The 15,029-nt window shown below is 58.8% G+C and carries 14 protein-coding genes and 1 tRNA gene; 8 read left to right on the top strand and 7 right to left on the bottom strand.

The window, feature by feature from the left end; genetic code table 11:
- Positions 1–17 precede the first annotated feature (17 nt).
- A complete protein-coding gene (locus TG4357_RS03235; RefSeq protein WP_074646968.1) occupies positions 18–1,439 on the bottom strand; it encodes an aldehyde dehydrogenase family protein in 1,422 nt (473 codons plus the stop codon).
- A 109-nt stretch (positions 1,440–1,548) separates the two neighbouring features.
- Between TG4357_RS03235 and TG4357_RS03240 the strand changes: the two genes are divergently transcribed.
- Complete coding sequence (locus tag TG4357_RS03240; RefSeq protein ID WP_058261432.1) at positions 1,549–2,412, top strand: AraC family transcriptional regulator; 864 nt, start codon at positions 1,549–1,551, stop codon at positions 2,410–2,412.
- 230 nt (positions 2,413–2,642) lie between these two features.
- On the opposite strand, the gene TG4357_RS03245 is transcribed toward TG4357_RS03240, so the two are convergent.
- The 4 genes from TG4357_RS03245 to dapF are packed head-to-tail and all read right to left on the bottom strand — an operon-like array spanning position 2,643 to position 6,085.
- A complete protein-coding gene (locus TG4357_RS03245) occupies positions 2,643–3,248 on the bottom strand; it encodes a glutathione S-transferase (protein WP_058261433.1) in 606 nt (201 codons plus the stop codon).
- 55 nt (positions 3,249–3,303) lie between these two features.
- A complete protein-coding gene (locus TG4357_RS03250; RefSeq protein ID WP_058261434.1) occupies positions 3,304–3,927 on the bottom strand; it encodes an FMN-binding negative transcriptional regulator in 624 nt (207 codons plus the stop codon).
- Between the two features lie 56 nt (positions 3,928–3,983).
- On the bottom strand, positions 3,984–5,246 hold the full coding sequence (mtaB, locus tag TG4357_RS03255) for a tRNA (N(6)-L-threonylcarbamoyladenosine(37)-C(2))-methylthiotransferase MtaB (protein ID WP_058261435.1): 1,263 nt from the start codon (positions 5,244–5,246) through the stop codon (positions 3,984–3,986).
- Complete coding sequence (dapF, locus tag TG4357_RS03260) at positions 5,243–6,085, bottom strand: diaminopimelate epimerase (protein ID WP_425329294.1); 843 nt, start codon at positions 6,083–6,085, stop codon at positions 5,243–5,245. The genes mtaB and dapF overlap by 4 nt, the downstream gene beginning before the upstream one ends.
- Positions 6,086–6,429: 344 nt before the next feature.
- On the opposite strand from dapF, the gene TG4357_RS03265 reads away from it, so the two are divergent.
- From TG4357_RS03265 to TG4357_RS03295, 6 genes are all read left to right on the top strand, one after another.
- Positions 6,430–6,505: transfer RNA gene (locus TG4357_RS03265), tRNA-Lys, on the top strand.
- Between the two features lie 381 nt (positions 6,506–6,886).
- Positions 6,887–7,786: a MurR/RpiR family transcriptional regulator gene (locus tag TG4357_RS03275; protein ID WP_199484619.1), complete on the top strand. Its 900-nt coding sequence runs from the start codon at positions 6,887–6,889 to the stop codon at positions 7,784–7,786.
- A gap of 186 nt (positions 7,787–7,972) precedes the next feature.
- Positions 7,973–8,998 carry a TRAP transporter substrate-binding protein gene (locus TG4357_RS03280; RefSeq protein ID WP_058261437.1) on the top strand — a complete coding sequence of 342 codons (1,026 nt, stop codon included), beginning with the start codon at positions 7,973–7,975 and terminating at the stop codon, positions 8,996–8,998.
- Between the two features lie 21 nt (positions 8,999–9,019).
- The gene (locus tag TG4357_RS03285) at positions 9,020–9,577 is read left to right on the top strand and encodes a TRAP transporter small permease subunit (RefSeq protein ID WP_058261438.1); all 558 of its coding nucleotides are present in this window, start codon (positions 9,020–9,022) and stop codon (positions 9,575–9,577) included.
- Complete coding sequence (locus TG4357_RS03290) at positions 9,574–10,875, top strand: TRAP transporter large permease (RefSeq protein ID WP_058261439.1); 1,302 nt, start codon at positions 9,574–9,576, stop codon at positions 10,873–10,875. The genes TG4357_RS03285 and TG4357_RS03290 overlap by 4 nt, the downstream gene beginning before the upstream one ends.
- 1 nt (position 10,876) lies before the next feature.
- Positions 10,877–11,575: an aspartate/glutamate racemase family protein gene (locus tag TG4357_RS03295; RefSeq protein ID WP_074646979.1), complete on the top strand. Its 699-nt coding sequence runs from the start codon at positions 10,877–10,879 to the stop codon at positions 11,573–11,575.
- Positions 11,576–11,755: 180 nt separating this feature from the next.
- Here TG4357_RS03295 and TG4357_RS03300 read toward each other — a convergent pair whose 3' ends face one another.
- Positions 11,756–12,946: a TIGR03862 family flavoprotein gene (locus tag TG4357_RS03300; RefSeq protein WP_058261441.1), complete on the bottom strand. Its 1,191-nt coding sequence runs from the start codon at positions 12,944–12,946 to the stop codon at positions 11,756–11,758.
- Between the two features lie 6 nt (positions 12,947–12,952).
- Positions 12,953–14,290: a mechanosensitive ion channel family protein gene (locus TG4357_RS03305; RefSeq protein ID WP_058261442.1), complete on the bottom strand. Its 1,338-nt coding sequence runs from the start codon at positions 14,288–14,290 to the stop codon at positions 12,953–12,955.
- Between the two features lie 265 nt (positions 14,291–14,555).
- Here TG4357_RS03305 and TG4357_RS03310 point away from each other — a divergent pair, with 265 nt between their 5' ends.
- A complete protein-coding gene (locus TG4357_RS03310) occupies positions 14,556–14,918 on the top strand; it encodes a VOC family protein (RefSeq protein WP_058261443.1) in 363 nt (120 codons plus the stop codon).
- Positions 14,919–15,029: the final 111 nt, after the last annotated feature.

Here is a 15,029-nt window from a genome sequence, read left to right on the forward strand (position 1 = left end):
CCCTATACCCCGTGCTTTCAGGGGCTGTCAGCGCGTGTTATCCAGCGCAATTCCGTGAATTCGTCGAGCGCCCAGCGGCCGCCGAAGCGGCCATAGCCGCTGCCCTTCACGCCGCCGAACGGGGCGTGCGGGTTGTCGTCGATGGTGGGGCGATTGATGTGGCAGATCCCGCTTTGGATCTGGCGCGCCATTGCATCTGCACGGTCCAGATCCCTTGAATAAACCGAGGCCGCCAGACCATAGGCGCTGTCATTTGCGACCGTGATCGCTTCGACATCACTGGCAATGCGCGTCACCCCGAGGATCGGGCCGAATATTTCTTCATGGTAGAGCCGCATATCCGGTTCCACACCATCGATCAGGGTCGGTTCGAAGAACGCGTCCCGCATCGCGCCGCCGCCGATCAGCCGCGCGCCTTTGCCGATCGCATCACTGACCAGACCGGAAAGCCGTTCTGCGGCAGCGATATTAATGACCGGGCCGACATCGGTTGTCGGATCGCTGGGATCACCGAGGATCAGCGCGCTGCGGCGCGTTTCCAGTTGTTCGATCAACGCATCGGCGACGCTGTCGGCCACGATCAGCCGTTCGGTCGACATGCAGATCTGTCCCTGGTTGCGGAAGGCCCCGCGTACCGCAGCCGCAGCGGCGAGATCGAGGTCCGCATCTTCCAGAACCAGCATCGGTGCCTGTCCACCCAGTTCCAGCAAGGGCCGCTTGAGGTGTTTTGCGCAAATCTGTGCGACCCGCCGGCCGACACGGGTGGACCCGGTGAAATTCACCCGCCGCACCACCGGCGATTCGATCAACGCATCGACGATTTCCTCGCTGCCTGCGGCTGGACAAATCAACACCTTCGCCACGTCATCGGGAAACCCGGCCTCGGAGATTGCTTCGCCCAACAGGCGGAACGTGCGGGGGGCGACCTCATTGCCTTTCAGCAGAACCGTGTTGCCGCAGAGCAGCGGCGCAGCCAAGGCGCGCACGCCCAGCAGAAGCGGCGCATTCCAGGGCGCGATGCCGAGGCACACCCCACATGGCGCACGTTCCACACGGCTTTGAAGTCCGTTCTCGTGCTGCATCATCTCGGGTTGATCCAGCTGATCGGCATAGGTCGTGGCTTCGCGCAGCAGGCTGGCAGCAAAGCTCACGTTATGAGCCGCCCAAGCCATCGGCGTTCCGACTTCTTCGATCATCGCGGTGCAGAAGGTTTCGGCGCGGCGTTCGATCACATCGGCCAGCGCCAGCAAATAGGTAGACCGTTCGGCTGCCGTCAGCGACGACCACCGGGGAAACGCCGCCGCCGCACGCACCGCATGTTGCAGACAGGTTTCAAGATCATACGCGAGTTCCCGGCTGACGACCTTCCCCGTCGCCGGATTTTCCCGATAGATCAGATGCCCCTCCAAAGCCTGGGGCTGGTTCTCCCGTGCAGTCATATTTTGCGCCCGGACAAGCCGGCCTCCCTTGTCATAGAGTAGCTTGCTTCTATACTCGCATGAAATGTGAAAATCTGGATATTTGTTGTTCAAAAATGGCTAATGCGACATGATTGAAGGCTACGCTTTGATCCACGACGAACGCGAAGCGCTACACCAGCGGACGCTGCGCGTGCGATTCCCCGAAGGGTTTGCGACCTTGCTGTTCTTGCAGCATGGCGTTCTGCGCCATGGATCGGATGGCAGTATCGTCACCGGCCCCGCCCTGTGCTTCTGGCCGGGGTCCGAACGTCCCACCCTGACCCTGGATGCCGGGTCCGCCACGCGGCTTTTGGGTCTTAGCGACACGATCATCCTCGACGCCATCGGTGCGCGGTCGGAATCCGTGCATCTGCGGATGCTGGTCGAGCGTCCGTTCACGGCGGCGCTGGAAGAACAGCCGAAGATCCCGCAAGTGGAAATGATGTTCAGCTGGTTCGGCTACGAATTGAACTCTGCCCATCTGCAATCACCGATGACCCTGTCTGCCTATCTGCGCCTTCTGCTGATCACTGCGCTGCGGGTTCACAATCCCGAGCCGATCGAAAAGGGCGGCGAGCAGACCAACATCCTGCGCCGTTTCCGGCATCTGGTCGAGCTTCACTACCGCGACCATTGGCAGGTTTCGGCCTATGCCAGCGAATTGGGTGTCGAATATGAACGGCTGCACCGGATCTGCAAACGCGAAACCGGGCGCGCGCCGGCGGAACTGGTTCACGAACGCCTGATCGCGGAAGCCAAGGCGCGGCTGGAAAATTCGGGGCATCCGCTCAAGAAGATCGGGGCCGATCTGGGTTTTGCGGACGGATCGCGCTTCAGTCACTTCTTCAAGCGCCGCACCGGCATGTCGCCCGGTGCCTATCGCGCCATTGTGTCCCGCCCGGCAGGGGAAGACCTGAGCGAGCTGCGGCGCAACTTTTCGGATTGGCCGTAAGGATCAAGCCGGGGATCTTGGTTCTTGGTCGATTTCGTGCGTCAGAATTTCAGCCCGACCGCAGAATGCCGCTGAATCAGTTTGAAGTGGGCCGGGAAAATCTGACAGTCAACCAAGCCGCTTTCTCAAGTGATCCTTGCTTGATCTTTCAAGAGAAGCGAGTCGATTAAGACCGTCAGATACGCAAAACACCGCATTCATCCCGCGGTATTTTGACCAAGAAGAAACGCTTAGTCGCTGGGGCGGGTGGCGGTCATGCTGTCGCGTTGGGAAAACACCGCGAACCAGTCATCGAGCGCATCATTGCCCTTGCGCCAGTTGCGCCCGTCATGGCGAAAATCGAGATAGCCCAGCGCACAGGCGATGGCGATCTGACCGATATTGAGCGGCCCGGTCAGGTGGGCCATCCAACGGTCATTGACGGTTTTCACCGCACGCGAGGCTTTGTCCCACTGCGCTTCGACCCAGTCGTCATAAACCATATGGGCGGGCCGTACGCGGGTTTCGTAAACCATCAGCACGGCGGCATCGAGAATGCCGTCGGCGGTGGCTTCGAGCGTCATCACTTCCCAGCGCGCAGTGTCGGGATAGAGCCCGCCGCCAGCGCGGTCGTTGAGGAATTGGCAGATCACCCGGCTGTCATAGATCGCCGGGCCGTCACCGCGGACCAGCGCCGGGATCTTGCCGACCGGGTTGGCCGATAGCACTTCGGGCGGGGTGGATACGGGGGTGGTTTTCACCGGCAACAGGTCGACATCGTCGATTTGGCCGGTTTCATGCAGCACCACCGCGACCTTGCGGACGAAGGGCGATGCGGGGGAATAAACGAGTTTCATATGGTTGGCTTCCTCTCTCCGGCGTTGAGATTAGCACCGGATGCGGCGCTGTCCATCATTGATCGGGAGGCAGGTCGCGCATCAGGGCCGCCAGACCGGCCAGACCGGTACCGATCCCAGAGGTTTCGACCCCGTCGGCGGCGCCAAGGCGGGCGGCTTCGGGTTTGTTCTGAGCCAGTTTCCAAGTGCCCGAGACGTCTTCGATCCGCATCCGGGCGGGTACGATCATCCGCATCATCCGGGTCAACGCCTGATCCGGCATCTTGTCGCTTGTCCACACCGGTTTCGGGGCCAGCGCCGTTTCGAACCGGTCCGACAGCCGGTCGAGCACGTCGCGCAGGCGGTCATCGGGCAGCAGATCGGCGGTGCCGGTCAGATGCACCGCGACATAGTTCCAGGTCGGCACCTGATCGTCGATCCCGTACCAATCGGGCGACACATAGCCATGCGGGCCGCTGATGGCGAAACGGGCCGGGCGGGGTTGTTTCAACCGCGCGGCAATCGGGTTGGCACGCACCAGATGGAACAGCACCTCGTCGCCATCGATCAAGAAGGGGATATGCGACATGAGCGGCAAGCCGGCGTCATCGGACAGCGCCAGAATGCCAAAGCCGGTGTCACGGGCGAAATCCAGATTGGTCTGTCGCGGGGTTTGGCGGTAGCTGGGGTTGGGGTGCATGGCAGGACCTTGGGTTTTGTGCCGAAGCTCTGGCAAGCCCGGTCTTGATGCAAGGTTTAAACGACCAGACGGGTGCCCGACACACCGGAAATGCGCGCCGAAACGATGGTGCCTTCGGTTTGCGGTGTGGCAAAGCCGACTTCGGTGAATTGTTCGGTGCGGCCCATATGCGGGTTTTCCATCAGGATGCGATGGGATTTGCCGACCTGCGCAGCCAGATGCCTGGCGACCTGAGCATCGCCTGCCGCGCGCAGCCGGGCAGCGCGGGACTTGATGATGTTTCCATTGATCTGGTTCGGGATTTTCGCCGCCGGGGTGCCTTCGCGTTTCGAATAGGGGAAGACATGCAGCCAGGTCAGGTCGCAATCGGTGACCAGTTTCAGCGAATTTTCGAAATGCGCTTCGGTTTCGGTGGGGAAACCGGCGATGATATCGGCCCCGAAGGTCATGTCGGGGCGCAGTTTCTTTGCCTCTTGGGCAAAGCGGATCGCATCGTCGCGCAAATGACGGCGCTTCATCCGTTTCAGGATCAGGTCGTCGCCATGTTGCAGGCTGAGATGCAGATGCGGCATCAGGCGCGGTTCGGTGGCGATCGCCTGCATCAGGTTTTCATCCACCTCGATCGAATCGATCGAGCTGATCCGCAGCCGCGGCAGGTCCGGCACCAGTTTCAGAATGCGCATCACCAGATCGCCCAGTTTCGGCCCCGCAGGCAAGTCAGCACCCCAAGACGTCAGATCGACCCCGGTCAGCACCACTTCGTTATAGCCCTTATCGACCAATCGCTTGATCTGATCGACCACGACACCGGCGGGGACGCTGCGCGAATTGCCCCGGCCATAGGGGATGATGCAGAAGGTACAGCGGTGATCGCAGCCGTTTTGCACCTGCACATAGGCGCGCGACCGGGTGCCGAAGCCGTCGATCAGGTGTCCGGCGGTTTCGGTCACGGACATGATGTCGTCGACCTGCACCTTTTCGGTCTGGCCGACAAAATCGGGACCCATATTGGCCCAGGTTTGCGGCTGCATTTTCTCGGCATTGCCGATGACCAGATCGACTTCGGTCATATTGGCGAAAGTGTCCGGTTCGGTCTGGGCAGCGCAGCCGGTGACGATCAGGCGGGCACCGGGGTTTTCGCGCCGCAGTTTGCGGATTTCCTGCCGTGCCTTGCGCACCGCTTCGGCGGTGACGGCGCAGGTATTGACCACCACGGCGCCTTCGACACCGGCCTGTTGGGCGAGGTCCTTCATCGCTTCGGTTTCATAGGCGTTGAGCCGACAGCCGAGCGTGGCAAAGATCGGGGGTTTTGCGGTCATCCGACCGAATCCAAAAATTCCGGTGTCAGTTGCGCGGTAAAGACATGCATGGTTTGCCCGGTCATCCAGACGCCATCGTCGCGCCAATCGACCTGCAACGATCCACCATCAAGATCGATCCGCACTTTGCGCCCGGTCAGGCCGCGACGTGCCGCCGCCACGGCGGTGGCGCAGGAGGACGAACCAGAGGCCAGCGTGACCCCGACACCGCGTTCCCAGACCCGCATGCGCAGGTGATCCGGCCCTACGACGCTGGCGAATTGCACATTGGTGCGTTGCGGATAAAGCGGGTGATGTTCAATTTCGGCACCACGGGTTTGCAGATCGACCGCTTCGGCATCGTCGACGAAGAAGGTGCAATGCGGGTTGCCCATGCCGGTGGCGGTGGGCTTGCCGTCCATCGGCAGTTCCAACGTGTCCATTTCATGCGCCAGCGGGATTTCATCCCAAGCCAACTGCGGTTGGCCCATATTGACCGAGGTCAGGCCGTTGCCGGCGTCGACCGCATAAAGATCGCCGCGATCGGTGGTCAGGTGCAAATCGTGCTTGCCGGTTTCATCCATTAGGTAGCGCGCGATGCAGCGGGTGGCGTTGCCGCAGGCAGCCGAGGTCGATCCATCCGAATTGTAGAACACCAGATGGGCATCGCCTGCGCCCGGTTCAATCACGGCCAATTGGTCATACCCGACCCCTTTGTGCCGGTCGGCGATAGCGATCACCAGTTCGGGCGGCAGCGGATGCGCGCGCAGGCGGGCATCGACAACGACAAAGTCGTTGCCCAGCCCGTGCATTTTCATGAACGGCAAGGGGGTATGTTCGCGGGCGACCATGAGCGGCATATACGTCTAAGGCCCACAGGTTTCCAGCCCGCAGGTGTCCGGACCCATCTGACCGCCGGGTCGGGTTGATGCCTCCCTATGATAATCGAAGGTTTTACATGGCAAATTCGGCTGCTGGCAGCCGACTGCGCAGCGATGAGCACCGCATATCTGACAATGCCCCTCCGGCCGAACTGTCGCCGTGACCTTGGAAACCGGCAGATTTCGATTCGCAGCGGAAGATTCCCCGCCGCTTTTCACATCGGTCACGATCTGCTGACGGGAGGCTTGGAAAGAAAAGTAGACGCTTCTGGGTTTTTGGGGTTGACCCCCAAGGGCGCAGTTTCTAGAAGCGCCTCCACAGTGGGCCGTTAGCTCAGTTGGTAGAGCAACTGACTTTTAATCAGTGGGTCGCAGGTTCGAATCCTGCACGGCTCACCACTTTATCCTGATATACCAATGGATTACGCGCCGCGCCTTCGGGCGCGGTCCGCGCGTTCCGGATTGCCGGAAGCAATACGGAAGCAGTGTGACAGGTAAATGCGGGGCGCCTTGGTGATGTACCTGCCCTTTGCCTCGCTCAACTTGTTAGCAACCCGCTCAGGATCGGCCTGAACGGCGTCGGACAACCGTTCGCCTACCGTCGTCATGTGATCCGCAAGTTCGCCCTTCTGCGGGCCTTCGAGTGCCGCGAGGGTGGTGGCGTTGCCGATGACTGTAGCGAGGATTAGGCGGATATGGTTTTCCCGGCGAACGCGGCAGACCGTCTTTTCCGAGATTCACGTTCCAGATATCCCAACCGAGAAGACCAAAACACACCGAATGAACCATGTGGAAATCTTCAGGCTCCTCTTCTATTGTGAAATTCAGTTTTCACGAATGGATCCCATGGCTGACATCCCTTTCTTGACCCGCGTCCGACGTATCTTGCCTGAACTTCACCCAGCAGAGCGCAAGCTGGGCGAGCTTGTTTGCAATTTTCCCGGAGAACTCGCGAGCTATTCTGCATCGGAACTGGCGGATTTGGCGGATGTGTCCAATGCGACCGTCAGCCGGTTCGTAAGGCGTATAGGTTACAACTCTTATGAGGAAGCCCGGCGTCATGTGCGTCTTGAACAAGCCAGCGGATCGCGCCTGTATCGCGGAGCGGTCAAAGACAGCGCACCGCGTGCGCTGGGGTCCTATGAAGAGTCAGATATCCGCAATATCCAAGACACGCTTCAGGCTTTGGATACGGCAGAGATCGAAGACCTGGCGCAAGCCCTCCTCAAAGCAAGGAAAGTATGGGTTTTCGGTTTCCGTGCCGGCGCACCGCTGGCCAATTATCTGCAATGGCAACTGCTTCAAGTTATTGACAATATCGTTGCCTTGCCCGGAAACGGTCAGACGATGGGGGAGCACCTTGCCAGTATAAGGTCAACAGATGTGGTGCTCCTGTTTGGACTGCGGCGCAGGGTTGCTGTTTTGCCGGACCTGATGTCGGGCATTCTTGAGCAAGGCGCACAATTCGCCCTGATCTCGGACGAAGGCATGCCGCCGCAGTCCGAGGCTTCGTGGCATTTTCGGTGCGTGACCGAGTCACCGGGACCGCTGTTCAGCCATACGGGCGTTATGGCCCTGCTGAATCTGATTGCCAACCGCACGATCGAGGCGGCAGCCGCCGAGGGACGCACGCGCCTCGCGGCCATAGAAGCCGCAAATGATCGCCTGAACGAGCTTTAGTGCGGCCATCTTTCACGCATATTCGTGAAAAAACGCTTTCTTTTTGAGCGCATTTACACATGGTGATAAGAAAAAATCATTTCACGTAAAAAAATAAATAATGATTCTTGTGAAAAAATGTTTTCTTGTAAGAGCAACAACAAATCCATCACCGGCCTGCACCGGTGCAACAGAGAGGACAACACCATGCGTACGTTTATTGCCGTCACAGCCATTTGTATCGCCGGAGCTGCCAGCGCCGACACACCCAATTTCCGCGTCCTTGGGCAGCCCGTCGGGTCCGGCCTTATCCAGCAGAAAAAGGAACAACCATTCTTTGAAAATTTGACGGAAACCTCAGGCATCAATGCGACATTTGAATATCTGCCCGTAGATGTCGCCGGCATTCCGGACAATGACGGGATGCGGGTTGTGCGCACCGGACTGTTTGACATTGTCTCCTTCCGTGGACCGCAGGTCAGCCGCGACGAACCGACAATGCTGGGTCTCGATCTGGTCGGTCTCAACCCGACTTACGAAAAGGGCAAAACCCACTCCGCAGCTTTCCTGCCGACTGTTGATGCCGCTGTTCAAAAGCGGTTCAACGCGAAAGTTCTCGGCGTGTGGCCGGCTGGCCCGCAGGTCATTTTCTGCAAGCCCGAAATCTCTGGACTGGCCGATCTGGAAGGTCTGAAAGTGCGGGTCGGTGACCAATCTGCATCGGCATTCGTGGCGCAATTCGGTGCAACCGGTGTGCCAATGCCATTTGGCGAAGTTCAACAATCGCTGTCCCGTGGCGTGGTCGATTGTGCCATCACCGGGCCATCTTCGGCCAATTCGGCTGGCTGGCCCGAGGTGACAACAACCGTCCTGCCGATTGCACTGCAACTTGCCATGAACGGCTATGTCATGAACCTCGACAGCTGGAACGCGTTGGATGCAGAGCAGCAAGAAAAGCTGCAAACCGCGATGACTGAACTGGAAAGCGACATCTGGGATTACTCCGAAGAGCTGTATCAAGACGCGTTGAACTGCAACACCGGCCAAGAGCCCTGTGTGACAGGCACTTCCTACAACTTGACGGCGGCTCCCGTGTCAGACGCAGATCTGGAGGCCGTGTCCAAGGCGCTGGTTGGAAGTTCTCTGCCGACTTGGACCAAACAATGCAATGCCGTCAATGAAACCTGTGAGGCTGAATGGATGGCATCTATCGGTGCCGCGCTTGGTCTGTGATCCGATAGAAGGGTTTATGCAATGAAGACCTATATGCGCCTGTGCGCCGTGGTTTTCGGTCTGATGATGACGGCGCTCTGCGTCGTCATCTCGATCGAGACAATCCTTCGTAAAGTTTTCAATTATTCTCTTGAAGGCGTCGATGAACTGTCTGGCTATGCCATCGCGATTGGCGCGCCTTTGTGTTTTGCCATTGCTGCCATTGAACAAAGTCATATTCGTATCAACCTGCTCTACATGCGCCTTCCGCGCGGGATACAGGCGACGTTGAATGTCGCCGCCGCAAGTCTTCTGGCCGTTTTGTCCCTTTATCTTTTGTTTTTCACATTTCGCACGGTGGGCGAGACACGGTTGTTCGGGTCCGTCGCTCAAACGCCTTGGATGACCCCCTTGATTTGGCCGCAAACGGTTTGGCTGATCGGGATGCTGGTCTTTGCTGTGCCGGCGGTCTGGTTGGCGGTGCGGGTCGTTCTTTTCGCCATTCGGGGCGACACCGACGCGATCCTGACATCGTTCGGTCCCGACGAGGTCGAAGACGAACTGGCTGCTGAAGTGTCTGATCTGGAGGCCCGCACATGAGCATTTATGTTATTTGCATCGGCTTTGTCGCGATGCTTGTTCTGATGTTCCTGTCGATGCCGGTCGCTGTGGCGATCCTGACAGTCGGTGGCATCGGCGGATATCTGGCCTATGGCATGCCGTTGGTCGAAACCATGGGCGGTGTCGTCTGGGGGACGCTGAACAATCCCGTGATGACTGCGATCCCGCTGTTCATGCTGTTGGGTGAATTGCTGTTGCGTGGCGGCATTGCGGACAAGATGTTCGATGCCTTGGCCGTGTGGCTGGGCAAATTGCCGGGGGGCTTGCTGCATACCAATATCGGCACCTGTGCGTTGTTTTCCGCAACCTCGGGATCATCCGTTGCCACAGCTGCAACGGTTGGAACAATCGCACTCCCTGCATTGGGGGAACGCAACTATCCGGTGCGCCCCTCGCTGGGAACTTTGGCGGCTGGTGGAACATTGGGCATCCTCATTCCTCCGTCGGTGAACCTTCTGGTCTATGGCTCGCTTGCCAATGTCTCGGTCGGGCAGCTGTTTATCGCAGGGGTCTTGCCTGGGCTTATTCTGACCTTGCTCTTTATGGCCTATGTCGCTGCGCGTTATCCCGATGCGGGGCGTGACGCAGAGGCAATCGCGATCCCTGCCGCAGAAAAGCGGCGTCTGCTACGCCATCTCATCCCTCCTGCGGTCATTTTCGGTATTGTCATGGGCTCGATCTATGGAGGGCTTGCCACGCCGACCGAAAGTGCGGCTTTGGGTGTCATGGCGGCCTTCTTTTTCGTCTGGAAAAACGGGCGTTTGAAATGGAGCATGCTGGAAACCTGTTTCATTCAATCGGCGCGGACATCCGGCATGGTGATCTTGGTGATCGTTTGCGCGCTTTTGCTGAATGTGACCTTGTCGATGACCGGCGGCACCCAGGCAATCACGCGCTGGGTGACTGAGTTGGGCTTGAGCAAGACCACCCTACTGCTCTTGTTTGTTTTGTTCTATGTGGTGTTGGGCATGTTCATGGACGCGATGTCGATGTTGGTCCTGACCGTGCCGATTGCCGTCCCCATGATCGCAGCGATCGGGATTGATCCCGTTTGGTTCGGTGTGTTCGTGGTCGTCATGTGCGAAATCGGCCTGATCACGCCGCCGGTGGGTATGAACCTGTTTGTCGTGCAAGGCGTGCGCAAAGGTGGTGGCAATTTCAATGATGTGATTTGGGGTTCGGTTCCATTTGTTATCATCATGATTGTGTTTGCCGCGCTTTTGATCGCGTTCCCTGATATCGCGCTGTTCCTCCCCAATGCTGTGGCAGGACGCTGAGATGATCATGGAAAACAAGTCTTCCGGTTCGCGACGTATCCTCGTCGTGAACCCCAATACCAACGCGGAGATCACAGCCGGGATCAGCAAGATCGCCTCTCGCATTCTTGATCGCGATTGCCAGTCCCTCGTCATTAACCCCGCTACGGGGCCTCGTGCGATCGAGTGCAAAAAAGACCGTGAGATTGCGGAGCCTTTGGTGATTGATCTCGTTCGTCAACATTCAGACTATGATGCGTATGTGATGGCATGTTTTGATGACATCGGCGTTGCAGGAGCGCGAAACCTGGTCAATGCGCCCGTCATCGACGCAGTCGAAGCCTCGGTGAGTGTGGCGCGCAGCTATGGATCACGCTATGCAATTTTGACCACGGTACAAGACATGGTTCCTGGCATTTTGACGTGTCTTGAACGACTTGGAGCGCTAGAAGAATGCACGGTCAAAGCTGCTGGCGTCGGCGTGTCCTCAGCCGCTGCGGCGGATATGGGCACGCTCGCGCGCCTAGATGCAACGATGGCGGAACTCTGTGCGGATACCGATGTGGCCGCTGTGATTCTGGGATCAGGGGGGTTGGCAGGACAGGCCAAACGGTTAAGTGAAAAATATTCGATTCCCGTCATAGACTGCATCGAGGCTGCTATAAAGCTGGCCAACACGCGCTCGCGCAAGCCGTATCTGGAATATGAATCTCCAGAATAAAAGCAGGGAAAAACATGATGGGTGTACGCTTTTGGCAGTTTAAGCCACACATTTCGCACTCAACGGGCCCGGCGTTTTGAATGAGATCGCGTTCGTGGCTGATCTGTTCCTGAATGCCGCTTGAGAAAGCACCTCAGTCGCCCAAATTCGGCCAAATCAAATTAATGCAACAGACCCCATCTACCGGGGTGTCGAGGCTGATCGCTGTTGCAGGTATTCCGCTGCGGCGCGGCCGGCCCAGCGGCCGGTCGCAAGGCAGCCGGTCAGCAGATAACCGCCTGTCGGGGCCTCCCAATCGAGCATTTCACCAGCGGCGAAGGTGCCGGGATGCGTTTTCAGCATCAAGCCCGCGTCCAGCGCGTCGAACCGCAACCCGCCAGCGGTTGAAATCGCTTCGTCGATCGGGCGCGGGCCGACCAGCGGCACCGGCAGATGTTTCAGCACCGGGGCGATATCGGCGGGCAAGGGTCGGGCGCATTCCATGATCAGGGCCAGCTTCGCCGGGTCCAGTTTCAGCGCCTTGCGCAGACGGTTTTTCACGCTTTGTTTCGGGTCGGTGCGGGTCAGCCGGGTGCGAATATCTTCGACCGTCAGGTCGGGCAGCAGATCAAGATACAGCGCCGCGCCGTTGCGCAGGTCGCGCGATACCGCATAAATGCCGCCCCCTTCCAGCCCGCGTTTTGAAATCACGCATTCGGCCCGGACCGCGCGGTCGCCCGCGTGCAGGGCAATGTTTTTCAGCGGCTGGCCGAAATGCGGTCGCATGTGATCCGACCAATCGACGATGAAACCCATGTTTGCGGGCCGAAACGGCGACAGGTCACCGGGGCCGAACAGACCGGCCCAAGCGCCGTCCGATCCCAGCCGTGCCCAGCTGGCGCCGCCACAGGCCAGCACGCAGATATCGGGGTGCAGATCCCGCCGCCCATCCGGTGTGTCGAAGCCAAAGGTGCCGTTCCATCCGACCCAGCGCCAGCGCGGCCTGATTTCGACCCCCAACCGCGCCAGATCGCCCAGCCAGGCGCGCAGCAAGGGCGAGGCTTTCATCGCTTTGGGAAACACCCGGCCCGACGATCCGGTGAACAGATCCTGGCCCAGCGCTTTGGCCCAATCCTGAACCTGATCGGGGCCGAATTGCCGCAACATGGGCCGCAGGACCGGCGCGGCATCGCCATAGGCGTGCAGGAAGTCATCGAAGCCTTCGTCCTTGGTCAGGTTCAGCCCCGATTTGCCCGCCATCAGCAATTTGCGCGCCACAGACGGCTTGGCATCTGTCACGACGACGGAGACGCCTGCCCGGCCCAGTTCCTGCGCGGCCATCAACCCGGCAGGGCCCGCCCCGATCACCAGCGCCGAAAGCCGTTCCACCATGACCAATCAGCCCTGATCGGGGGTCAGGGTCGCGCCCTTCAGTTCGACCACACGGTGCGGGTAAGGAATTTCGATGTCGTGTTCTTTCAGCGCGTTCCAGATCGCAAACAGCACATGCGAGGTGTATTTGTTATGGCCGTCATCGATGCCTTCGACCCAGAATTCCACCGCGAAATCGACGCCGCTATCGCCGAAACCGCGCAATTCGCAATCGGAGGTATCAGGTTCGCTGAGCACGAAAGGCAGTTTATTCACCGCCGCTTCGATGATCCCCGGCACCAGATTGATATCGGTGTCATAGCTGACCGAAAACGCCGCTTCATAGCGGTTGGCCGATCCGCTATCGGAATAATTCACCACCCGGGTGATGATGAAATCTTCGTTCGGCACCACGATCCAGCGGCCATCAAAAGTTTCCAGAATCGCCGCCCGCGCGGTCATCTTGACGATGGTGCCCGCTTCACCACCATCGAGTTCGACATAATCGCCGACAGTGGCCTGACCTTCGAGCAGCAGGATCACCCCAGATATGAAGTTCGAGGCGATTTTCTGCAACCCGAAGCCCAAGCCGACACCGATCGCCCCGGTCAGCACCGCAAGCGAGGTCAGCGGGATGCCCATGATGTTCATGAAGACCAGAAAGGCGACACCGAAAATGGCGATTTCAGCGGCTTTTTCGGCCAGCTGCCGGGCCGCCGGGCGCATGTCGTCCTGTTTGCGGATCAGGCTGGCAGATTGATCGTTCGACCAGCGGCCAAGCCAGAAAACAATCCCGCCGATCATGATGAACCGGGCCAGATCGAGCAGGGAAAAGGACAGGTTGCCAAGCGGCACCACGGCTTGATCCAGCTTTTGTGCCGCCGGTGCCAACAGCCCCAGCGTATATAGCCCGGCAATCGGCAGCAGGATATATTTGCCCAGCAGTTTGAAAAACGAATCCCCGATGATGTCGCGCACCAATGCCCGCGCCGCGATGAACAGGAAGATCCGTTTTCCGAACGCGATCACTGCGCCGGAATCGAAGATCGAACGCACCACGCTTTCGCCGATCCCGGTCAGGACATAGGCCAGCACGGGCAGCAACAGCGGCAGGAATTGGCGGACAAACAGCCGGGTCTTGGCAAACAGGCCTTCATTGCCCGGTTCCGGTGTCAGCAGGTTTTGCAACAGCGGCCGGATTTTTTTTGTGGCAAAGAACGCGATGAACCAAGCCAGCAGCAACAGCGCGAATTGCGACCAGGCTTCGGGGCTTTGCGCCCAGGATTGGACCAGATCCCAGCCCTGCAAGGCATATCCGGCCACCTGCTGCACGATGTCCGGCTGGTTTTGCAGATCAAATTTCATAGCCGTCCCCTTGAAAAGCCCGCTAACCGGAATCCAGTCACTGTCTTGCCGCGCCTTTGGAACAAGAACAAGCCCCTAGGCCGGCGAACACCCGATCTATCGGGAACATCCCCGCCAAAGCCGTGTTTTTGTGGATCAGATCAAGCCGACCAGGAAACCGAAGGGGGGTCTCCTCAGCGTTTTGGTGGGTTTTGCCGACACAAGCTGCCAATCCGAGGGCATGGATGCTAGGGTCGTATTACCCCCCCGTGTTTGAGGCCCCGAAATGACCCCATCCTTAGGACGCGTGATCATCTACACCAAGAAGATCGAAGCAATGGTCGACTTCTATTGTCGCTATTTCGGGTATGAAGCCGTCCGGCGTGAAGGTGATCGTATCGTCGAACTGAGACCGAAAAATTCGGGTATCCCTTTGCTTTTGCATCTCGCGTCGAAGGGTCAGAAAGAGGGGCAGTCGCTGGTGAAGCTTGTTTTCGACGTTTCGGACGTAGAAGCCTTCTGTGATCTTGCCAAAGATCGCGGTCTTGAATTCGGAAAGATCCATCAGGCAGATGGATACTGTTTCGCCAACGCAAAAGACCCTTCCAAGAATTCCGTTTCGGTCTCAAACCGTGCGTTTCGGCCATAGCCAATAAAAACACCGGCCCGGCCAAAGTCATGCGGTGTTGATCAGGTTTCCGACCACCGCCCGTGATGGGGGGAGGGGTTGGACGCTAAATAATTTTCGCGCCCGATGCGG

This window comes from Thalassovita gelatinovora (assembly GCF_001458355.1).
Lineage (GTDB): Bacteria > Pseudomonadota > Alphaproteobacteria > Rhodobacterales > Rhodobacteraceae > Thalassobius > Thalassobius gelatinovorus.

What these genes read in the sequence shown, in the direction of transcription:
- TG4357_RS03245 (WP_058261433.1), bottom strand. Translation starts at nt 3,248, where the DNA reads ATGAAACTCGTTTATTCCCCCGCATCGCCCTTCGTCCGCAAGGTCGCG.
- TG4357_RS03305 (WP_058261442.1), bottom strand. Translation starts at nt 14,290, where the DNA reads ATGAAATTTGATCTGCAAAACCAGCCGGACATCGTGCAGCAGGTGGCC.
- TG4357_RS03295 (WP_074646979.1), top strand. Translation starts at nt 10,877, where the DNA reads ATGATCATGGAAAACAAGTCTTCCGGTTCGCGACGTATCCTCGTCGTG.
- TG4357_RS03275 (WP_199484619.1), top strand. Translation starts at nt 6,887, where the DNA reads ATGAACCATGTGGAAATCTTCAGGCTCCTCTTCTATTGTGAAATTCAG.
- TG4357_RS03240 (WP_058261432.1), top strand. Translation starts at nt 1,549, where the DNA reads ATGATTGAAGGCTACGCTTTGATCCACGACGAACGCGAAGCGCTACAC.
- TG4357_RS03300 (WP_058261441.1), bottom strand. Translation starts at nt 12,946, where the DNA reads ATGGTGGAACGGCTTTCGGCGCTGGTGATCGGGGCGGGCCCTGCCGGG.
- TG4357_RS03235 (WP_074646968.1), bottom strand. Translation starts at nt 1,439, where the DNA reads ATGACTGCACGGGAGAACCAGCCCCAGGCTTTGGAGGGGCATCTGATC.
- dapF (WP_425329294.1), bottom strand. Translation starts at nt 6,085, where the DNA reads ATGCCGCTCATGGTCGCCCGCGAACATACCCCCTTGCCGTTCATGAAA.
- TG4357_RS03310 (WP_058261443.1), top strand. Translation starts at nt 14,556, where the DNA reads ATGACCCCATCCTTAGGACGCGTGATCATCTACACCAAGAAGATCGAA.
- TG4357_RS03280 (WP_058261437.1), top strand. Translation starts at nt 7,973, where the DNA reads ATGCGTACGTTTATTGCCGTCACAGCCATTTGTATCGCCGGAGCTGCC.
- TG4357_RS03290 (WP_058261439.1), top strand. Translation starts at nt 9,574, where the DNA reads ATGAGCATTTATGTTATTTGCATCGGCTTTGTCGCGATGCTTGTTCTG.
- TG4357_RS03285 (WP_058261438.1), top strand. Translation starts at nt 9,020, where the DNA reads ATGAAGACCTATATGCGCCTGTGCGCCGTGGTTTTCGGTCTGATGATG.
- mtaB (WP_058261435.1), bottom strand. Translation starts at nt 5,246, where the DNA reads ATGACCGCAAAACCCCCGATCTTTGCCACGCTCGGCTGTCGGCTCAAC.
- TG4357_RS03250 (WP_058261434.1), bottom strand. Translation starts at nt 3,927, where the DNA reads ATGCACCCCAACCCCAGCTACCGCCAAACCCCGCGACAGACCAATCTG.